Source organism: Gandjariella thermophila (assembly GCF_005405885.1).
In the GTDB taxonomy this organism is placed as follows: domain Bacteria; phylum Actinomycetota; class Actinomycetes; order Mycobacteriales; family Pseudonocardiaceae; genus Gandjariella; species Gandjariella thermophila.
Window position 1 is genome coordinate 79,613 of record NZ_BJFL01000002.1, and the last position, 18,947, is coordinate 98,559.

Annotated in this window: 18 protein-coding genes; 10 read left to right on the top strand and 8 right to left on the bottom strand. The window is 74.2% G+C overall.

The genetic code is table 11. The features are described from left to right. Positions 1–78: 78 nt before the first annotated feature. The gene (locus FFT21_RS02330) at positions 79–546 is read left to right on the top strand and encodes a MarR family winged helix-turn-helix transcriptional regulator (RefSeq protein ID WP_371856698.1); all 468 of its coding nucleotides are present in this window, start codon (positions 79–81) and stop codon (positions 544–546) included. Here FFT21_RS02330 and FFT21_RS02335 read toward each other — a convergent pair whose 3' ends face one another. The 5 genes from FFT21_RS02335 to FFT21_RS02355 form a co-directional block, all read right to left on the bottom strand. Next, positions 547–2,316, bottom strand: a complete 1,770-nt coding sequence (locus tag FFT21_RS02335; protein ID WP_137812053.1) for an IucA/IucC family protein — start codon at positions 2,314–2,316, stop codon at positions 547–549. It lies immediately after the preceding gene. Further along, positions 2,313–3,623, bottom strand: a complete 1,311-nt coding sequence (locus tag FFT21_RS02340; RefSeq protein ID WP_137812054.1) for a lysine N(6)-hydroxylase/L-ornithine N(5)-oxygenase family protein — start codon at positions 3,621–3,623, stop codon at positions 2,313–2,315. The genes FFT21_RS02335 and FFT21_RS02340 overlap by 4 nt, the downstream gene beginning before the upstream one ends. Further along, positions 3,623–4,189, bottom strand: a complete 567-nt coding sequence (locus tag FFT21_RS02345; protein WP_137812055.1) for a GNAT family N-acetyltransferase — start codon at positions 4,187–4,189, stop codon at positions 3,623–3,625. The genes FFT21_RS02340 and FFT21_RS02345 overlap by 1 nt, the downstream gene beginning before the upstream one ends. Before the next feature lie 37 nt (positions 4,190–4,226). Continuing rightward, complete coding sequence (locus FFT21_RS02350; RefSeq protein WP_225978042.1) at positions 4,227–5,990, bottom strand: IucA/IucC family protein; 1,764 nt, start codon at positions 5,988–5,990, stop codon at positions 4,227–4,229. 169 nt (positions 5,991–6,159) lie between these two features. Beyond that, positions 6,160–7,773, bottom strand: coding sequence for a pyridoxal phosphate-dependent decarboxylase family protein (locus tag FFT21_RS02355; protein WP_225978043.1), 1,614 nt, complete (start codon positions 7,771–7,773; stop codon positions 6,160–6,162). 417 nt (positions 7,774–8,190) lie between these two features. On the opposite strand from FFT21_RS02355, the gene FFT21_RS02360 reads away from it, so the two are divergent. The 6 genes from FFT21_RS02360 (at position 8,191) to FFT21_RS02385 (ending at position 14,647) form a co-directional block, all read left to right on the top strand. Beyond that, entirely contained in the window at positions 8,191–8,580 is a 390-nt protein-coding gene (locus FFT21_RS02360; RefSeq protein ID WP_137812056.1) for a DUF948 domain-containing protein, read from the top strand. A 65-nt stretch (positions 8,581–8,645) separates the two neighbouring features. Continuing rightward, on the top strand, positions 8,646–8,981 hold the full coding sequence (locus tag FFT21_RS02365; protein ID WP_137812057.1) for a hypothetical protein: 336 nt from the start codon (positions 8,646–8,648) through the stop codon (positions 8,979–8,981). Between the two features lie 129 nt (positions 8,982–9,110). Then, positions 9,111–11,783 (top strand): alanine--tRNA ligase, encoded by a 2,673-nt coding sequence (gene alaS / locus FFT21_RS02370; RefSeq protein ID WP_137812058.1) that lies wholly within the window; start codon positions 9,111–9,113, stop codon positions 11,781–11,783. Between the two features lie 46 nt (positions 11,784–11,829). Then, positions 11,830–12,375, top strand: coding sequence for a Holliday junction resolvase RuvX (gene ruvX, locus FFT21_RS02375; RefSeq protein ID WP_137812059.1), 546 nt, complete (start codon positions 11,830–11,832; stop codon positions 12,373–12,375). After that, positions 12,372–13,595 carry an endolytic transglycosylase MltG gene (mltG, locus tag FFT21_RS02380; RefSeq protein WP_137812060.1) on the top strand — a complete coding sequence of 408 codons (1,224 nt, stop codon included), beginning with the start codon at positions 12,372–12,374 and terminating at the stop codon, positions 13,593–13,595. Before ruvX ends, mltG begins: the two co-directional genes overlap by 4 nt. A 179-nt stretch (positions 13,596–13,774) precedes the next feature. After that, positions 13,775–14,647: a shikimate dehydrogenase gene (locus tag FFT21_RS02385; protein WP_137812061.1), complete on the top strand. Its 873-nt coding sequence runs from the start codon at positions 13,775–13,777 to the stop codon at positions 14,645–14,647. Positions 14,648–14,685: 38 nt separating this feature from the next. On the opposite strand, the gene FFT21_RS02390 is transcribed toward FFT21_RS02385, so the two are convergent. The 3 genes from FFT21_RS02390 to FFT21_RS02400 all read right to left on the bottom strand — a co-directional run bounded on the left by FFT21_RS02390 (position 14,686) and on the right by FFT21_RS02400 (position 17,133). Continuing rightward, positions 14,686–14,952 carry an HPr family phosphocarrier protein gene (locus FFT21_RS02390; protein WP_137812062.1) on the bottom strand — a complete coding sequence of 89 codons (267 nt, stop codon included), beginning with the start codon at positions 14,950–14,952 and terminating at the stop codon, positions 14,686–14,688. A gap of 30 nt (positions 14,953–14,982) precedes the next feature. Continuing rightward, entirely contained in the window at positions 14,983–16,245 is a 1,263-nt protein-coding gene (locus FFT21_RS02395) for a PTS transporter subunit EIIC (RefSeq protein WP_137812063.1), read from the bottom strand. 87 nt (positions 16,246–16,332) lie between these two features. Beyond that, on the bottom strand, positions 16,333–17,133 hold the full coding sequence (locus FFT21_RS02400) for a GntR family transcriptional regulator (protein ID WP_307722894.1): 801 nt from the start codon (positions 17,131–17,133) through the stop codon (positions 16,333–16,335). A 207-nt stretch (positions 17,134–17,340) separates the two neighbouring features. Between FFT21_RS02400 and FFT21_RS02405 the strand changes: the two genes are divergently transcribed. The 3 genes from FFT21_RS02405 (at position 17,341) to FFT21_RS02415 (ending at position 18,938) form a co-directional block, all read left to right on the top strand. Next, positions 17,341–17,577, top strand: coding sequence for a PTS sugar transporter subunit IIB (locus tag FFT21_RS02405; RefSeq protein ID WP_137812064.1), 237 nt, complete (start codon positions 17,341–17,343; stop codon positions 17,575–17,577). Between the two features lie 49 nt (positions 17,578–17,626). Further along, a complete protein-coding gene (locus FFT21_RS02410) occupies positions 17,627–18,082 on the top strand; it encodes a PTS sugar transporter subunit IIA (RefSeq protein ID WP_137812065.1) in 456 nt (151 codons plus the stop codon). Positions 18,083–18,281: 199 nt separating this feature from the next. Further along, complete coding sequence (locus FFT21_RS02415) at positions 18,282–18,938, top strand: prepilin peptidase (RefSeq protein WP_137812066.1); 657 nt, start codon at positions 18,282–18,284, stop codon at positions 18,936–18,938. Positions 18,939–18,947: the final 9 nt, after the last annotated feature.

Sequence of the window (18,947 nt, forward strand, 5' to 3'; positions counted from 1 at the left end):
GATCGGCTACAAAGATAGGTATCTAACGCTTAGATGTCAAACGCTTAGACGGCGAATCCATGTGGTTATGATCGGGGAGTGCCCATGCCTGCCCAGACACCCATCGGCCTCCAGCTCACCCGCGGCGCCAAGGAGATCAGCGCGGCGTTCAACGACGCGCTGGCCGAGGCCGGCGGCTCGCTGCCGGTATGGGTCGTGCTGATCTCGCTGAAGACGCGGCGGCTCGGCAACCAGCGGGAACTCGCCCGCGCCGTCGGTATCCGGGGGGCGACGCTGACGCACCACCTCAACGCGATGGAGCGGGACGGGTTGGTCACGCGCCGCCGCGCTCCGGACAACCGGCGGATTCACCTGGTGGAGCTCACCGAGCAGGGGGAGGCCCTGTTCCACCGGCTCCGCGCCGCGGCCGTCGCCTTCGACCGGCGGCTGCGTACCGGCGTCAGCGACGAGGAACTGGCCACCTTCGCGTCCGTGCTCGGCCGGATGCACCGCAACGTCAGCGGTGTGGACCGGCCCGCCGGCCCCCGCCCCGGCGGGCCGGAATGATCACCAGCCGTCCGGTGGGGGCACGGCGGCGACGTCGTGCAGCGGGTTGGGCAGGTCGCCGCGGCCCGGGACGGGCGGCCGCTGGGCCAGATCGCCGTAGCCGGTGAGCAGCCGGTAGCTGTTCAGCGGGTAGCGGCCCAGTGTCGGGCCGAGCAGGTCGCCAGCGGTCATCCGGTCGGCGACCTCCGGGAAGTGGGCGCGGTACGCCTCGATCTCGCCGCGCACCCGGCCCCAGAAGGCTTCCCGGTCGATGCCGTGGTGCTCGGCGAGCAGGTCGGCCAGCGGCCGGAACACGCCCACCAGCAGCGCGTCCACCAGGTACTGCCGGAGCACGTGCCACGGCTTACGGGGCAGCACCCGGTCGTGCGAGTCGGGTTCCGGGCCGCGCTCCGGCACCGGCTCCACCGACACGTTGACGTCGTCCACCAGGTCCTTGACCACGGCCCGGGCCGGCAGGCCGTCCGCGCCGGTCACGATCAGCACGTTCTCGCCGTGCGGGTTGACCGTGATGCCGTAGGTGTACAGCACGTGCACCAGCGGCCGGAGCAGCACCCGGAGCAGTGCGGCCAGCCACGCCTCGGCGTCCCCACCGGCCCGGCGGATGTACTCGGAGACCAGCGGCCGCCCGTCCCGGTCGACGTGCAGCACCGCGGCCAGCGCCCAGGCCCGCTCGCCGGCACCCAACGACAGCGGTTCCCGCCAGATGCAGCCCAGCGTCTCCAGCCACTGGTACGGCACACCGTCCACCCGGGACAGCTGCGGGTGCCGCACGGTCACCGAGGCCACCTCGCCGAGCAGCTCGGTGCCCCACTCGGCGAGCCGCTTGTCCGCCGACCAGATGCCGCGCAGCCACTGGGTCGTCATCGGCGCGGCCAGCGTGCAGTGCGGTGGGATGCCCCGGTACACGGAGGTGTTCAGGATCCGCAGCGGCAGCTTCACCTGGTACCGCTCCGGATGGTCCACATTGGACATCGTGCGGATGGCCTGGGTGGGCAGGTAGCGGTCCGGCGCCTCGCCCAGCTCGACGATCCGGCCGGTGGCCAGCTCGGGCGCCCACAGGGTGCGCACCACGTGGTCGAGCTGCCAGGGATGCACCGGCAGCCAGACGTAGGCGTCCGGGGCGTGGCCACGCTCGCGCAGCGCCTCGGCGAACCCCGCGACCGTCGGGGCGTCCAGCTCGTGCGTGACCACGACCCGTTCGGACAGCTCGGGCGTGCCGCGGAACTCGGCCAGCCCGCGGTGCACCGCCAGCCACGGCAGCCGCACCGGGGTGCGGGCCTCCGGCGCGTACGCCGCGAGGTCCGCCGCGGAGAACCCGAGCCGACCCTTGTTGGCGACCAGCCACGGGTGCCCGGTGAGGTGACCCTCCAGCTCGGCGTGGCCGAGGTTGGCCAGCGCGGCCACCGGCCGCGCGGATTCCGCCATGATCACGTCCGCGGCCAGCGTCGCGGTCGCCTCGGCCAGCATGTTCGCCATGGTCGCCGGGTCCAGGTCGAGCGTGCGGCAGGCGTCGGCAAGGAACTGCTGCACGTCGTGGGTGGGTTCGGTGACGTCGTCGCCGAGGATGCCGGCGGTGCTGCGGCGTACCGAGGCAGGGTCCACCGCCCAGCCGCCGAACGCGGTGCGCCGGGCGGTGAACGTGTACGCCGCGCCGGCGAGCCGCAGCAGGTAGCCATGCTCGGTGGGCTCGGGGCGCAGCAGGCCCTCGAAGCACAGCTCGCCGATCGCCTTGGCGAGCAGCGCGCGGGCGCAGGAGGTCCAGGTGGTCACGAGGCGGCTCCGGGGGCGGCGAAGGTGGTGAACGCGGTCCGCTTGGGCAGCCGGTAGACCTCCCGACCGGTCACCGCGTTGAGGATGGTGGCGTTGCGCACCGCGCCGATGCCCAGGTCGGGGGCGGCGACGCCGTGGCTGTGCAGGTCGGCGTTGGCCACGAACACCCGGCCGGTCACCGCCGGGGCCAGCTCCACGGAGTGGTCCAGCCGGACCCGGTAGCGGCCCCGCTCGTCCCGCCGGATCAGGTGCTCCACCGGGGCGAGGAAGCCCGGCCGGCGCTGGGTGTAGCCGGTCGCGGCGACCACCAGGTCGGTGGCGTGCTCGAACACCTGGCCGGTGTCGGTGTGCCGGCAGGTGAGCACCACCCGGCCGGCGTCGCCCACCCGCGAGCCGGTCACCGCGACGCCGCAGCGCAGCTCCACGTCGGCCAGCCCGTGTTCCAGCTCGCGGCGGTACAGCAGTTCGTGCAGCTCCTCCAGAGTGCCGCTGGAGATGCCCTTGTAGTGCCGCCACTGCTCGGCCACCAGGCCGTCCCGGGTGTCCTGCGGCAGCGCGTGGAAGTACCGCACGTACGCCGGGGTGGTCATCTCCAGCACCAGCTTGGTGTAGTCCAGCGGGGCGAACGACGCGGTGCGGGTCAGCCAGCTCACCGCGGGACCGCCGGACAGGTTGCGGCGCAACAGGTCCAGGGCCACCTCGGCGCCGGACTGGCCGGAGCCGACCACGGTGACCCGACCCGCGGCGTCCACATCGGACATCCGGTGCAGGTAGTCGGCGCTGTGCAGCAGCCGCTCCCCGGGCAGCCCGGCAAGCGCCGCCGGCACCGCCGGCTCGGTGCCCACCCCGAGCACGAGGTCGGCGGCGGAGAGCCGCAGCCGGGTGCCGTCACCGCGCACCGCGTGCACCGCGAACCGGCCGGCCTCGGCGTCCCAGCGCACCGCCTCCACCCGGTGCGAGAACCGCACCGCCGGCAGCCGGGACGCCGCCCAGCGCAGGTAGTCCTCGTACTCCCGGCGCGTCGAGTGGAACCGCTCGCGCACGTAGAACGGGTACAGCCGGTCGCAGTCGCGCAGGTAGGCGAGGAAGGACAGCGGGTGGGTCGGGTCCACCAGGCTCACCAGGTCCGCCAGGAAGCTGACCTGCAGCATGGCGTCGTCGAACATCAGCCCGCGGTGCCAGCGCAGCTCGGGCGCCGCCTCCAGCACCACGACGTCGACGTCGTCCACTGTGGACGCCAGCGCGGCGAGGCCGAGGTTGAACGGGCCGCAGCCGATCGCCACCAGGTCGTGCTCCTCGGTACGCATCAGGGAGCCTCCAGGGGGTTGCGGTCGAACACCAGCAGCGTGGCGGTCTTGTCCGGCAGGGTGATCTCGCCGGCGGGGCGGAACCCGGCCGCCGTGAACGCGCGGATCGACGGCACGTTGCGCACGTCCGGCTCGGCGACCACCCGCTGGCAGTGCGGGTCCGCGGCGAGCAGTCCCTCGGCCACCGCGCGCAGCAGCGCCCGGCCCAGCCCGCGACCGGTCCGGCTCGGCTCCCCGATGGCCACGTGCACGCCGAGGTCGTGCGGGTGGTGCGGGTAGTGCCCGGCCAGCGGGTCCCGCGCCACCCGGTACACCTCCAGGTACGCGGCGGGGACGGCGTCCGAGGCGACCAGCAGCGGCAGCGAGTGGTCCCCGGCGACCTGCCGGGCCAGCTCCGCCGCCCACTCCCCGGCCGGCCAGGCCTGCCGCCAGAACTCCGCCACGTGCGGCCGGTTCATCCAGCAGGACAGCAGCTCCGCGTCCGCCGTGCCGGCGCGGCGCACCGACCACGGCTCCGGCAGCCGCGGCAGCGGGGGAGCGGGCACCGTCTCCGGAGCGACCGTCATCGGGGCACCGCGCTCTCCGCGGGTTGATGCCCCGGCATCACCCGGTCACCTCACGGAGCGGGTTCGGCGCGTCCAGGTACACCGACTGGGCGTCCAGCGGGGCCAGCACCTCGTCGATCCCGCGCAGCCGGGTGAGCAGATTCCCCTTGCACGGCAACGTGTCCGCGGCCAGCCACCGGCGGGCCAGCCGGTCGCCGTCCGGGCCCGCGGCGGCCAGCGCGGGCAGCGCGGCCCGCAACCGGTCGGCGAGCACGCGGAGCAGGTCCCGCTCGTCGGCCAGCCCGTCCACGGCCAGGCAGCCCACCACCGCCAGCGCCTGGTTGCGCAGCAGGTAGTAGCACAGCCGCTCGTCCACCACCGTGTCGTCAACCACCGCGAGCGTGGACTCCTCCGCCCCGGTCGCGGCGAGCACGCCGGGCAGTCGCGAGGCGGCCAGGTAGTAGCCCTGGTTGTCGCGGAACGCGCCGCCGGCCACGCCGCCGTCCGCGGACAGCCGCACCAGGGTGTTCTGCTGGTGCGCCTCCAGGCCGATCCCGGTGGCGGCGTAGAGGTGCAGCATCGGCGCCAGCACCCGGTCCGTGTAGTCGGCCATCCAGTCGGTCGCGGCTCCCCAGCCGGCGACCAGTTCACCGAGCCGGCTGCGGCCCAGCCCGGGGCGGGGCGCGACCAGCCCGGCCAGGCAGCGCAGGTCCGCCACGCCGGCCGGTACCTCGCGCACCGCCACGTCCAGCCCTGTCACCGCGGGCCCCTCGGCGCGGCCCGGCTCGTCCACCGCCAGCCACGCCGGATCGCGGACGATGGCGAACTCCGGGTGGGCGCGCTCGGTCGCGGCGGCGTAGCCGGCGTCCAGCAGCCGGTGCACCTCCAGGCCGCGGCGCAGCTCGGTGCGGGTGGACTCGCGGCGCGAGTTCGTGATGCGCAGGCCCAGCGACAGTTTGAGCATCACCGGCGCGTCCGGCCGGTACACGGTGCGCAGGCTGGACGTGGGCCACCACCGCGGGCCCAGCTCACCCAGCGGCTCCAGCAAGCCGGCCGCCACCAGCGCGGCGATCCGAGGCCGGCGCAGCGCGTCCCGCGCCTGCCACGGGTGCGCGGGCAGCAGCACCCGGCCGTCCGAGAGCCGCCGCCCGGCCAGGTCGGCGAGCAGCGCCACGGTGTCCCGGCCGGCGAGGCTCGGCGAGCCCGCCACCGCGTCGTGCGAGACCACCGACTCGTCCGCGGCGAACCAGTGCAGCCGGAACGACCCGCGCAGCTCCGGCGACCATTCCGCGGCGTCCGCCGGGGAGATCCCGTCCCGGCTCTTCGGTGCTGGGTGGTGCAGGTGGCCGAGCAGCAGCGCCTGCTCGGCGTCCAGGAAACCGTCCACACCGGAAGGGGGGTTCGGCCGCGTCCCGCGGCCCGCCAGGAAACCGGCGACCCGCCGCACCGACTCGGCGGTGCGCTCCACCAGGTCGGCGGCCTCGGTCGAACCGATCTCGTGCGCGAGCAGCGCCATCGCCAGCACCGGGTCGGCGGAGCCGGCGTCCGCACCGTCCGCGCGGCGCAGCCGCACCGGGCCGAACCGGTGCCAGCCGGTGGGCGAGTGGTGCCGCACCTCGGTGGCCAGCCGCATGCCGCTGGCGGGCAGCGCCACCTCCAGCGGCCCCGGCGCCACCGGCGTGCCGGTCTCCCGCACCCAGCAGCGCAGCAGCGCCTCCAGGTGGGCGTGCTCGGCCGCCCGCCGGGAATCGGGATGGTGCAGCGGGTCAGCCGGGTCGGGGGCACCCGTGCCGGCGGTCCGCCCGGCCATCGTCGCGGTCATCAGCGAGCCTCCTCCGCGAGTTCGCGCGCGACCGCGATCGTGTCGCCAGGGCGCCGGGTACGAGTCCGGGCCGGGTGCTCCGGCACGGCGGCCTGTCGTCCCGGTCGCGGGGCCTGGTGGCCTCGGCGCGCGCTGCTGTCCGTCTGGTTGCCGCGGTTTGACCCACGCATCAGGCAGCCCCCTTTGTGGCGGCCTCGGTGGCCACTCCGGCGTCGACCACCGCGGCGAGCAGGTCGTCGAGGTCGCGGGGAGTGGTGTTCGGGTTGAGCAGGGTGAGCTTCAGGCAGGTGCGCTCGGCGGAGCCGGGCCCGGCCGGCCGCACCGCGGTGCGGCCGACCAGCGCCTGCCCGGAGCGCAGCAGCCGGCGCCGCAAGGCGGCGTTGACCTCGTCGGCCAGCGCCGGGTCGGCGGTGCGGTAGCGGAACACCACCGTGGTCAACTCGGCCGGGGCGACCAGCTCCAGCCGCGGCGCGGCGGCGATCCACCGCTCCGCGTGCCGGGCCAGGTCGTGGCAGTGCTCCACCATCTGGCCCAGCCCGCGGCGGCCGTAGGCGAGCAGCGTGGCCGCCACCTTCACCGCGTCCGGCCGGCGGGTGGTCTGCAGCGACCGGCCGAGCAGCCCGTCGTAGCCGGCGGCGGCGTCGTCGGCCGGGTTCAGGTAGGCCACCGAGCGGTCCAGGGCGGCGAACGCGGCCGCGTCGCGGACCAGCAGCGCGCTCGCCGACGCGGGCTGCCAGCCCAGCTTGTGCAGGTCCACGGTGACCGAGTCGGCCAGCGCCAGCCCGGCCAGCCGGCCGGCCAGCCGGGGCGAGAGCAGCGCGCCGAAGCCGTAGGCGGCGTCCACGTGCAGCCAGGTTCCGTGCTCCCGGGCCACCTCGGCGATCTCGGGCAGCGGGTCCACCGAACCGAAGTCGGTGGTGCCGGCGGTGGCCACCACCGCCACGGGGGTGTGCCCGCCGTCCAGGCCGGCCAGCGCGGCGGCCAGCGCCTCCGGCCGCATCCGCCACCGCTGGTCCACCGGCACCGGACGCACCGCGGCCTCGCCCAGGCCGAGCGTCGCGCACGCCCGGTGCACCGAGAAGTGCGCCACCGACGAGCACAGCACCACCGGGTTCGGCAGCCCGGCCACCCCGTTCCGGCGCACGTCCACCCCGCGCCGCACCGCCGCGTGCTCCCTGGCCAGCAGCAGCGCCATCAGGTTGGACAGCGACCCGCCCGGGGTGAACACGCCCTCGGCGGCGTCCCCCAGCCCGGCCAGGCCGGCCAGCACGCCGATCACCCAGCGTTCCACGGCGATCGCCGAGGCCGCCGAGTCGTAGGTGTCCAGCGACGCGTTTCCCGCGCTGGCCAGCGTGTCCGCGGCCACGGCCACGGCCAGCGGCGCCGGCTGCAGGTGCGCGGCGGCCCACGGGTGGCCCAGCTCGATGCCGTGCTCGACCAGCACCCGGGCCACTCGGTGCAGCGCGGCGTCGGTGCCCAGCCCGTGTTCCGGCAGCGCCCGCGGCCCGAGGGTGTCGGTGACGTCGCTGAGCACCGCGTCCGGGTCGCCGGCCGGCAGTGGACCGCGCGGGTGCCGGGTGACCAGCGCGCCGCAGGCGGCCCTGGTCACCGCGGCGGCCACCTCGGCAAGCCCGTGCCCGGTGCCAGCGAGCGGGACGGCCACCCGGGACGCCGGGGGCGGCTCGCCGCGTGTGCCGGGGCGCGCGTCATGATCACGCGGTCCGGGCTCGGTCACGGCCGGGCCGGACCGGTTCTGGAGCGGGCTGTCAGCAGCCGTGATCACGACACCTCCGCGATTAGGTAAGGCATATCAAAGTAAGGCGAGCCTAACCACATCAAGATTTTTCGCGTGCTGTCAAGGCGACGCGGCGTGTCGCGCGTGGAGATCACAGTGCCTTGTTCAGAGGTTCCCGTCATTCAGCGGCACCGTGGGGTCTACCCGACCCTCACCACACCGGCCGCTCGCACGGGCCTGGCGGCCCGTGGTCGCTGGGCCGGTTCGCCAATGACGCTCACAGGTCGGTGGTCACGGACCGGTGCGGGCGGGAGGAAGAGGTGGTCCGAACGGAGGATCGTCGGAGCGGCGCGGTAGCCTTTCCGCGATCACGTCACCGAACTCGCGCGGCCCGGCCTACCAGGCCGATCCGGTGGGATGTTCCGGCGCGGGACCGGTGGGCCGGTAACCGACGAAGGAGGGCTCGTGTCGCCAGGGCAGATCGCCGCGCTCGTGGCAGCAGGCGCGTTCGTGCTGCTGGTGCTGTTGCTGGCGATCCCGCTGATCAAGCTGGGTCGCACGCTGGACGAGGCGACCAAGGCGATCCGGGCGGCGCAGGAGCGAAGCGACCCGCTGCTCACCGGGGCGAACACCACCCTCACGCACGTCAACACCCAGCTGGAGCGGGTCGACGGAATTACCGCGAACGCCCGCGCGGTAACCGGTAACGTCTCGGCTCTCACCTCGCTGTTCACCGCGACCATGGGCGGCCCGCTGGTCAAGGCCGCCGCGGTGTCCTACGGCATCAGCAAGGCGGTGCGGGCCCGGCGCAAGCGCAGGGAGGCCGGAAGCACCCGCCGTCGCAGGGGGCGGTGAGCGACCGTGTCAGGCGGCAGGCATGTCGACCGCGGCGCCCGGGATCGCGGAAAGGAGAGTCGCCGATGAGGAGGCTGTTCTGGCTGGGCCTCGGCGTCGCCGCCGGCGTGGCGATCGCCCGCAAGGCGAACGACGTGGCCCGGCAGGCCACCCCGGCGGGTGTCGCCGGCAACCTCGGCGCCGCGATCCACGAGCTGGCCAGCGCGGTCGGTTCCTTCGGAGCCGACGTGCGCGCCGGTATGGTCGAGCGTGAGCAGGAGCTGTACGACGAGGTCGAGCGGCGGACGGGGATCGCTCCCGGAGGCGCCGGCCGGCGGGACTGGGTGCCTGGCGAGGTGGTCGCGGCGCGCCCGCCGGTGCGGCGCGGCACGGGTGCGCGAGCGCGCCGGGCGGGTGGCTGAGCGTCGCCGCGCGCGAGCCTCGAAGGCCGCCGCCGCCCGCCGACCGCCCGCCGTCGAAAGCCTCCGACCGCCCCCTCGGCCCGGTCATTCCGGCCGGCCGAGCCACACGCCCTCAAGGGACGAACAACCGTGCAGACCCACGAGATCCGCCAGCGATTCCTGGACCACTTCGAGCGCAACGGGCACACCGTGGTGCCCAGCGCCTCGCTCATCCTGGACGACCCCACCCTGCTGTTCGTCAACGCCGGCATGGTGCCGTTCAAGCCGTACTTCCTCGGCGAGGTGCCGCCGCCGTACCGGCGGGCCACCAGCATCCAGAAGTGCGTGCGCACGCTGGACATCGACAACGTCGGCCACACCACCCGGCACAACACGTTCTTCCAGATGGCCGGCAACTTCTCCTTCGGCGACTACTTCAAGGAAGGCGCCATCGGCTACGCCTGGGAGCTGGTCACCTCCGCGCAGGACGCCGGCGGGTTCGGTTTCGACCCGGACCGCATCTGGGTGACGGTCTACACCGACGACGACGAGGCGGCGAACCTGTGGCAGAAGGTCGCCGGCCTGCCCGAGGAGCGCATCCAGCGCCGCTCCGGCAAGGACAACTACTGGGACATGGGCGTCCCCGGCCCGGGTGGGCCCTGCTCGGAGATCTACGTCGACCGGGGCCCCGAGTACGGCCGGGAGGGCGGCCCGGTCGTCGACGAGGACCGCTACCTGGAGATCTGGAACCTGGTCTTCATGCAGGACCAGCGCGGTGATCTCAGCCCGAAGGACGGGCACCCGCCGGTCGGCGAGCTGCCCAGCAAGAACATCGACACCGGCATGGGCATGGAGCGGGTGGCGCTGCTGCTGCAGGGCGTGTCCAACGTGTACGAGACCGACCTGCTGCGGCCGATCATCGCCACCGCCGAGCGGCTCTCCGGCCGCCGCTACGGCGCCGACGCGAGCGACGACGTCCGCTTCCGGGTGATCGCCGACCACACCCGCACCGGCCTGATGCTGGTCGGTGACGGCGTCACGCCCAGCAACGAGGCCAGGGGCTACGTGCTGCGCCGGCTGCTGCGCCGGGTGGTGCGCTCCGCCCGGCTGCTTGGCATCACCGAGCCCGCGCTCGGCGAGTTCGTGGCCACCGCGCGGGACACCATGAGCCCGTCCTACCCGGAGCTGGCCACCGAGTTCGGCCGGATCGACGCGGTGGTGCGCGCCGAGGAGGACGCCTTCCTGGCCACCCTCACCACCGGCTCGCGGATCTTCGACATGGCCGTGGCCGAGACCAGGGCGGCCGGCGGCACGGTGCTCGGCGGGGACCGGGCGTTCCAGCTGCACGACACCTACGGCTTCCCCATCGACCTCACCCTGGAGATGGCCGAGGAACAGGGCCTCAAGGTCGATCAGGAGGGCTTCCGCCGGCTGATGGCCGAGCAGCGGGAGCGGGCCAAGGCGGACGCCGCCGCCCGCAAGACCGGCCACGCCGACGCCTCCGCCTACCGCTCCGTGCTGGACCAGCACGGCCGCACCGACTTCCTCGGCTACACCGACCTCACCGCCGAGGCCAGGGTGGTCGGCCTGCTGGTCGGTGGCCAGCCGGCGCCCGCCGCCGGGGAGGGCACCGAGGTCGAGCTGGTGCTGGACCGCACCCCGTTCTACGCCGAGGGCGGCGGCCAGCAGCCGGACACCGGGCGGATCGTCGCCGACGGCGCGGTGCTCGAGGTCTACGACGTGCAGTCCCCGGTCGAGGGGCTGAACGTGCACCGGGCCAAGGTGCTCTCCGGCGAGATCATCCTCGACGCCGCGGTGCACGCCGAGGTGGACGCCACCCGGCGGCGGGCGGTGTCCCGGTCGCACTCGGCCACCCACCTGGTGCACGCCGGGGTCCGCAGGGCGCTCGGCACCTCCGCCGCCCAGGCCGGTTCGCTGAACGCGCCCGGCCGGCTGCGCTTCGACTTCACCTCACCGGGCGGTGCGGTGCCACCCAGCGTGCTCGCCGACGTCGAGGACGAGGTCAACGACGTGCTGCTGCACGACCACGACGTGCGCGCCGAGGTGATGACCATGGACGAGGCGCGCCGCTCCGGGGCCATCGCCCTGTTCGGCGAGAAGTACGGCGACGCGGTGCGCGTGGTGTCCATCGGCGAGTACTCCCGCGAGCTGTGCGGCGGCACGCACGTGCACCGCTCCGGGGAGATCGGCGTGGTCAAGCTGTTGTCCGAGGCGTCGATCGGCTCGGGGGTGCGCCGGGTGGAGGCGCTGGTCGGCATGGACGCGTTCCGCTTCCTGGCCCGGGAGCACGTCCTGGTGGCCCAGCTCGCCGAGCAGTTCAAGGCCCGGCCGGAGGAGCTGCCCGAGCGGATCGGGCAGACCCTGGAGAAGTTGCGCACCGCGGAGAAGGAGCTGGAGCAGCTGCGCGGCGCCCAGCTCATGTCGTCGGCCGGGTCGCTCGCCGAGGGCGCCGAGGACGTGCACGGCGTGGCCCTGGTCGCCGCCGTCGTCGCCGACGCGGTCAGCGGCAACGACCTGCGCAAGCTGGCCGGCGAGGTGCGCAACCGGCTCGGCTCCCGGCCCGGCGTGGTCGCGCTGTTCTCGGTGGACGGCGCCAAGGTCAGCTTCGTGGTGGCCACCACGGCGGCGGCCAGGGACCGTGGGTTCGCCGCGGGCAAGCTGGTGCCGACGTTCGGTCCCGCGGTCGGCGGCCGCGGCGGCGGCAAGCCCGACCTCGCCCAGGGCGGCGGCACCGACCCGTCCGGGGTCAGCGCCGCGATCGACGCCCTGCGCCGCGAGGTCGCCCGGGTGGCTGGCACGTGAGTCGGCTCGCCGACGCGGTCACCCGCCGAGCGACGGAGGACACCGCGTGAGCCGTCGCGGTCGGCGGGAGTCCTGGCCGGCCGGGCGGGAACCCGATCGGCCGGGGCAGGACGATCCCGGGCCCGGCCGTCGGCTGGGTGTCGACGTCGGCGCCGTGCGGGTGGGGGTGGCGCTCAGCGATCCCGGCCCGCTGCTGGCCGCGCCGCTGGTCACCCTGGCGCGGGACGAGCGCGGCGGGCGGGATCTGAACCAGCTCGCCGATCTTGTCGTAGAGCATGACGTGGTGGAGGTGATCGTCGGCCTGCCGAGGACCCTGACCGGGCGGCACGGGCCCGCCGCGCAGGCCGCCGAGGCGTACGCGGCCGCACTGGCCGAGCGGATCGCCCCGGTGCCGGTGCGGCTGGCCGACGAGCGGCTCACCACGGTCACCGCCGCGCGGATGCTCAGTGAGCGCGGCGTGCGGGGCCGGAAGCAGCGTGCCGTGGTGGATCAGGCGGCCGCCGTGGAGATCCTCCAGGGCTGGCTGGAGGCGCGCGCACGTATCCTGGCACCGCCGCCAGACCAGGGGCCGACTCCGGAGGGCAGCTCGTGAACGACGACCTCGGGTTGTTCGACCCCGCCACCGAGGCGGCGGAGGACGACCGGCCGCGGCGGCGGGGCCGGCCCCCGGGCAAGCCCGGCGGGAAGGCCCGCCCGCGGCGGCGGAGCACCTGGGTCGCGGTCATCACGGTGCTCGTCCTCGTCCTCGGTGGCGCGGCGTACGGGGCGGCGCAGCTGCTCGGGCTCACCGGCTACGCCGACTACAGCGGCGACGGCGACGCCGACCTGATCGTGCAGGTCCAGCCGGGCGACTCCACGTCGGCCATCGGAAACCGGCTGCAGCAGGCGGGGGTGGTGGCCAGCGCCAGGGCGTTCACCAAGGCCGCCGCCAGCGACTCCCGGGTGCGCAGCCTGCAGCCCGGCTACTACCTGATGAGGACCCACATGTCCGGCAAGGCCGCGGTGGCGCGCATGGTCGACCCGCACACCCGGGTCAGCGGCGTGGAGATCCGGGCCGGCTACCAGCTCGACGACGTCACCGCGCCGGACGGCTCCACCGACAAGGGCATCCTCTCCCGGATCGCCGACGCCAGCTGCACCGATCTCGGCGGCAAGAAGTCCTGCGTGTCCTCGGACGAGTTGCACAAGGTCGCGGAGACCGCCGATCCGGCGGCGCTGGGCGTGCCGGACTGGGCCATCCCGGACGTGCAGCGCGCCGACCCACGGCACCGGCTCGAGGGACTGATCGCGCCGGGCATCTACGACGTCAAGCCCGGCGCCAGCGCCTTCGACGTGCTCAAGAGCGTCGTCACCACCTCGGCGCAGCGCTGGCGGGCGATCGGCATGCCGCAGGTCGCCGGCGACACCGGGTTCCGGCCGTACGAGGTGCTGATCATGGCCTCGCTGGTGCAGCGCGAGGCGATCGTCCCGGACTTCGGCAAGGTCGCCAGGGTCACCTACAACCGGCTGGCCATCGGCATGCCGCTGGGCTACGACTCGACGATCAACTACGTGCTCGACCGGCCGATGATCACCACGAAGACCGCGGACCGCAACGCGCCCGGCCCGTACAACACCTACCTGAACAGCGGCCTGCCGCCCACCCCGATCGGCACGCCCAGCCCCGAGGCGCTCACCGCCACCGCGCACCCGCCCAAGGGTTCCTGGCTGTTCTTCGTCAAGTGCCAGAAGGACGGCACGTCCTGCTTCGCCGACACGCCCGAACAGCATGACCAGAACGTGCGCGACGCCCAGGCCCGCGGAATCTTCTGACCGCCTGTTCCGGAAGTGGACTGACCTGCGATGCTGATTTCGGGAACGCGCCGGGGCGAAGCCCCTGCGATCGTGGGGGCGGGGCGAGCAACCAGGAGGACGAACCGGGGCGTGCCATGTCACCTGCGAGCCCCGGCGACACGATCGCGGCGCGCGTTCAGGAACAGGCACTGACCAGGATGAGTAACGAGAACGGGAGCGGCCCCCGCCGGGCCGCGGTCGTCGGATCGCCGGTCGGCCACTCGCTGTCCCCGGTGCTGCACCGGGCCGCGTTCGTCGCCCTCGACCTCACCGGCTGGTCGTACGAGCGGATCGAGTGCGACGCCGAACGCCTGCCGGCGCTGGTGGCCGGGCTCGGGCCGGAGTGGGCCGGGCTGTCGGTCACCATGCCCGGCAAGCGCGCCGCGCTGGAGCTGGCCGAGGCCGCCACGCCCCGCGCCACGGCGGTCGGCGCGGCGAACACGCTGGTCCCGGTGCCCGGCGGGGGTGGATGGCAGGCAGACTGCACCGACGTGGACGGGGTGGTCGGCGCGCTGCGCGCCGCCGCGGGCTACCGGCCGCGACCGGGCGCGCCCGGGGTGGTGCTCGGCGCCGGCGGCACCGCGGCCGCCGCCCTGGCCGCCTTCGCCGAACTCGGCATCGGCGAGACGGTGCTGGTGGTGCGCGAGCCCGCCCGCGCGGCCGAGGCGCTGGCCTGCGCGGACCGGGTCGGGATCGGGGCGACCACGGTGCGCTGGGCGGAGGCGGACCTCCGCGGGCTGGCCCGCGAGGCCGCCGCGGTGGTCAGCACCGTGCCCGCGGAGGCCACCGCCGACCACGCCGACGTCCTGGCCGCCGCGCCCTACCTGCTGGACGTCATCTACCACCCGTGGCCCACGCCGATCGCCGAGGCGGTCGCCCGCCGCGGCGGCCGGCTCGCCACCGGCCTGGACATGCTGCTGCACCAGGCGTTCGGGCAGGTGGAGCAGTTCACCGGGCTGCCGGCGCCGCGGGAGGCGATGCGCGATGCGCTGCGCACCGCCACCCACGGCGTGCTGCCCCTTCCGTTGTGATTCGGCCGGGCCGCGGGGCCCCACCGGCGACCGACGGGTCAGCCGTCCAGATCGGTGCCGATCACGGCGGCGACCGCGTCCAGTGCCGCGTCCGCGCCCTCGCCCTCCGCGGACAGCACCACCTCATCGCCGTGCATCGCGCCCAGTGTCATCAGCCCGAGAATGCTGGCTGCGTCGACCGGCTCGCCGTCGCCCTTGCGAATGGTCACCGTCACCATCTGCTCGGCCGCCGCCTTCGCGAGCAGCGCGGCCGGCCTGGCGTGCAGGCCCACTTTGCTGGCCACGACGACCCGTCGCTCCGGCATGGTTCTCCCTTCGTCCCGCTCGGCCACCGGTCAGACCCGGGCCGCGCTCGGGTCGGCCTCGGGCTGTGCCTCGTCCTCCTCACGGCCCGGCGTGCGCAGATTCCACCGCACGATGACCCACCGGAAGACCACGTAGTAGATCGCCCCGTAGATCAGCCCGATGAGCAGCAACAGCAACGGTTTCTGCGCGATGCCGAAGTTGAGCAGGTAGTCGATCGCACCGGCGGAGAAGGTGAACCCGTCGTGGATGCCCAGCGCGTTGCAGATCGCCAGCGAGGTGCCGGTGAGCACCGCGTGGATGAGGTACAGCGGCCAGGCGACGAACATGAAGGAGAACTCGATCGGCTCGGTGACGCCGGTGAGGAACGCGGTCAGCGCGGCGGACAGCATGATCCCGCCGACCACCTTGCGCTGCGCCGGCTTCGCCGTCTGCCAGATCGCCAGCGCCGCGGCGGGCAGGGCGAACATGAAGATCGGGAAGAAGCCGGTCATGAACGAGCCCGCCGACGGGTCGTGCGCGAAGAACCGGTCCAGGTCACCCGAAGCGCCGTGGTAGCTGCCGAAGACGAACCACACCACCGAGTTGATCACGTTGTGCAGTCCGAACGGGATGAGCAGCCGGTTCACCATGCCGTACAGCCCGCCGCCGATCACCGCGTTCGCCGTGACCGCGTTGCCGAACGCGGTGAGCAGCTTGTCGAACAGCGGGTAGATCAGCCCGAAGATCACCCCGAGGACGACCATGACCACCGCGGTGAGGATCGGGACGAAGCGCCGCCCGCCGAAGAACGCCAGGTACGGGGGCAGCTTGATGCGGTAGAACCGCTGCCACAGCACGGCCGTCACGATGCCGACCATGATCCCGGCCAGCACCCCGTAGGGCCAGCTCTTCGGATCGGGCGCGACGTCGAAGAGGTTCGGTGACTTGGCGACCTTGGCCGGATCCAGCTTCACCGGGGCGAACACCTGCACGACCTTGGCGAACACCACGAACCCCACCACCGCTGCCAGCGCGGTGGAGCCGTCCGCGCGGCGGGCGAAACCGATCGCCACGCCGACCGCGAACAGCAGGGGCAGGTAGCCGAACAGCCCGCCGCCGGCCGCGGCGAGCACGGCGGCGACCTTCTTCAACGCGTCGAACCGGCCGAGCATGTCGTCCTGGCCGAAGCGCAACAGCAGGCCGGCGGCCGGCAGCGTGGCGATCGGCAGCATCAGGCTGCGGCCGATCCGCTGCAGTGCGGCGAGACCCCTGTTGGAACTTCCGCCGGCGACTTGGGGGGCGCTGGCGCTCATCCGTTACCTCCTTCTTCCGCGGTTTCGCGCGCGACCTGGCGGCCTTTCGCACGTCCCGTGGTTACTGCGGGTGCCCGCTTGACCCGGTCATGGGGGAACCTCCGGGCCGGAGCCCGGGACGTTCCGGTCCAGCTGCATGGTCAGCTGGTATCGATCGCCGCGGAACCACGACGTCATCTGCTCCACCGGCTGGCCCTTCGCGCTGGTCGCCCGGTGGAAGACCAGCAGGGGGCTGCCGCACGGCACACCGAGCAGCCGGGCCGTGTCGCTCTTGGCGGCCTCGGCCCACACGGTCTGCCGGCCGTCGTCGAGATGCACCCGGTACCGCTCGGCGAGCAGCGCGTAGAGCGAGCCGGTCAGGTCCGCGTCCAGCAACCCGGGCAGCATCCGCGGGTGGAACCAGCCGCGCTCCACGGCCAGCGGAGCGCCGTCGGCGCGCCGCAGCCGCTCCACCCGGTACGCCGGCTCGCCCGGGGCGAGCCCCAGCGCGGCGGCCGTCGCGGGCGGCGGCACCTCCTCGCCGCTGCGGAGCAGTTCGGTGGTCGGGGTGAGCCCGCGCCTGCGCATGTCCTCGGTGAACGACATGAGGTAGGGCTGCTGGTCCAGCCGCTGGCGGGCGATGAAGGTGCCGCGCCCGCGCACCCGGGTAAGCACGCCGTCCGCGACGAGTTGGCCGACCGCCTCGCGCACGGTGAGCCGGGAGACGCCGAACCGCTCGGCCAGTTCCCGCTCGGACGGAATTGCCGCTCCTGGCGGTAGCTCCTCGTCGGCCATCCGGCGGAGGATCTCCCGAAGCTGGGCGTGCTTGGGCTTGGGTCCCTCCACGATGCGGTCCACGCCGCCGGGCGCGACGGCAGGGCGCCGCGGCGGGCGGATCGGCTGGGCCACCGGGGACCTCCCTGTCGATTGCTCGCGGCCGGCTCTCGAAACCGGCCGCCCGGATTGGTACGGTCCGGTCTAAACCAGTTGGTGCGGGGAGGATGCTCCGGCACTCGAGCGGGTGTCAACCGCCGTTACGTGTTCGTGCCAAGGTGGTGTGGAGCGCCCCGACGTGCCGCTGGTGCGGGCGACGCGGGCTTGGCAGAGGAGGACAAGGTGGCTGACGACAGGGCGGCGAAGATCCTCGCCGCGATCGGCGGTGCGGCCAACATCATCGAGATCGAACCGTGCATCACGCGGCTGCGCTGCGAACTGGAGGACGGCTCGGTGGTGGACGAGGGCGCGCTCAAGGCCGCCGGGGCGCACGGCGTGCTCCGGGCCGGTACCGTCGTGCAGATCATCGTCGGTCCCGAGGCCGACACCATCGCCAGCGACATCGAGGATCTGCTGTGACTGCCAGGAGCGCGACCGCGGTGGCGCGCGAACTCGCGGAGGAGCACCAGTGACCGTGCGCGTCGCCAGCCCCGTCGGAGGCCGGGTGGTCCCGCTCGCCGAGGTGCCCGACCCGGTCTTCGCGCAGGCCATGGTCGGACCGGGGATCGCCGTCGACCCGGAGCGCGCCCCGGCGGACGCCGTGTCCCCGGTGGACGGCACCGTGGTGACCCTGCATCCGCACGCCTTCGTGGTGGCCACCGACACCGGCCCCGCGGTGCTGGTGCACCTCGGCATCGACACGGTGAAGCTGAAGGGCGAGGGCTTCACCCTGCACGTGGTGAAGGGCGAGTCGGTGCGAGCCGGCCAACCGGTGGTCGGCTGGGACCCGGGGAAGATCGAGGCCGCCGGGTACTCCCCGGTGTGCCCAGTGATCGCGCTGGACGCCCAGCCCGACGAACTCGGCGAGCAGCGGGCGTCCGGTGCGGTGGAGGCCGGTGCGCCGCTGTTCACCTGGCACCGCTGACTCGGCCGCCGCTGCGCCGGACACCACTCGACCCGCCGAGAGCGTCTCTCCGGGCGGCACCGCCGAGGCCGGCCGGGCTCCCTTCGGCCATCTCCGGCGGGGAGAGCGAATGGTCCATTCGGTCTGGATGCCGGGGTGAATGGACCATTCGCCCAACACGTCCTTGGGGCGGTGCACCGCGCGCCGCGACGCTGGTCGCATGTGGACTGTGGGAGCGGCACTCGGGTTCCTGGCCGGTGCGCTGGCCGGCCACCTCGGGCGGCGGCTGCTGGCCCGGTTGCGCCGCGGCACGCGGGTCGGCCCGCCGTGGTGCGAGCTGGCCGGGGGAGCGGCGTGGGGCATCGCCGTGGCGCGGTGCTGCGCCGGCGGCCAGCCGTGGTGGTGGCTGCCGGTGCCGCTGGGCGTCGCCTGGTTCGGCACCCTGCTGGTGGCCACCGACCTGCGGCATCGCCGGCTGCCGGACGCGCTGACCCTCGCCGCGTACCCGGTGCTGGGCGTGCTGCTCGCGGCGGCGTCGGCCGCCGGTGGCGGCGCCGCCCTGCTGCTGCGAGCCGGGGCGGGCCTGCTGCTGTTCGGCGGCGCGCACGCGGTCGCCCACCTGCTCCGGCCGGCGGCGCTGGGCGCGGGCGACGTCAAGCTGTCCGGCAGCTTCGGCGCCGTTCTCGGCGCGGTGTCGCTGCCCGCGCTGGCGCTGGCCGCGGTGCTCGCCGCGCTGGTCACCGGGGCGCTCGCGGCCGTGGCGGCGCTGGTCGGGCGGACGGGCCGCCGGTGCGGGTTGCCGCACGGGCCCGGCCTCGTGGTCGCCTGCTGGACGGTCAGCGTCGCCGCCGGCACCGCGGCGCTGGTCCCGCCCTGACCGGCGCCG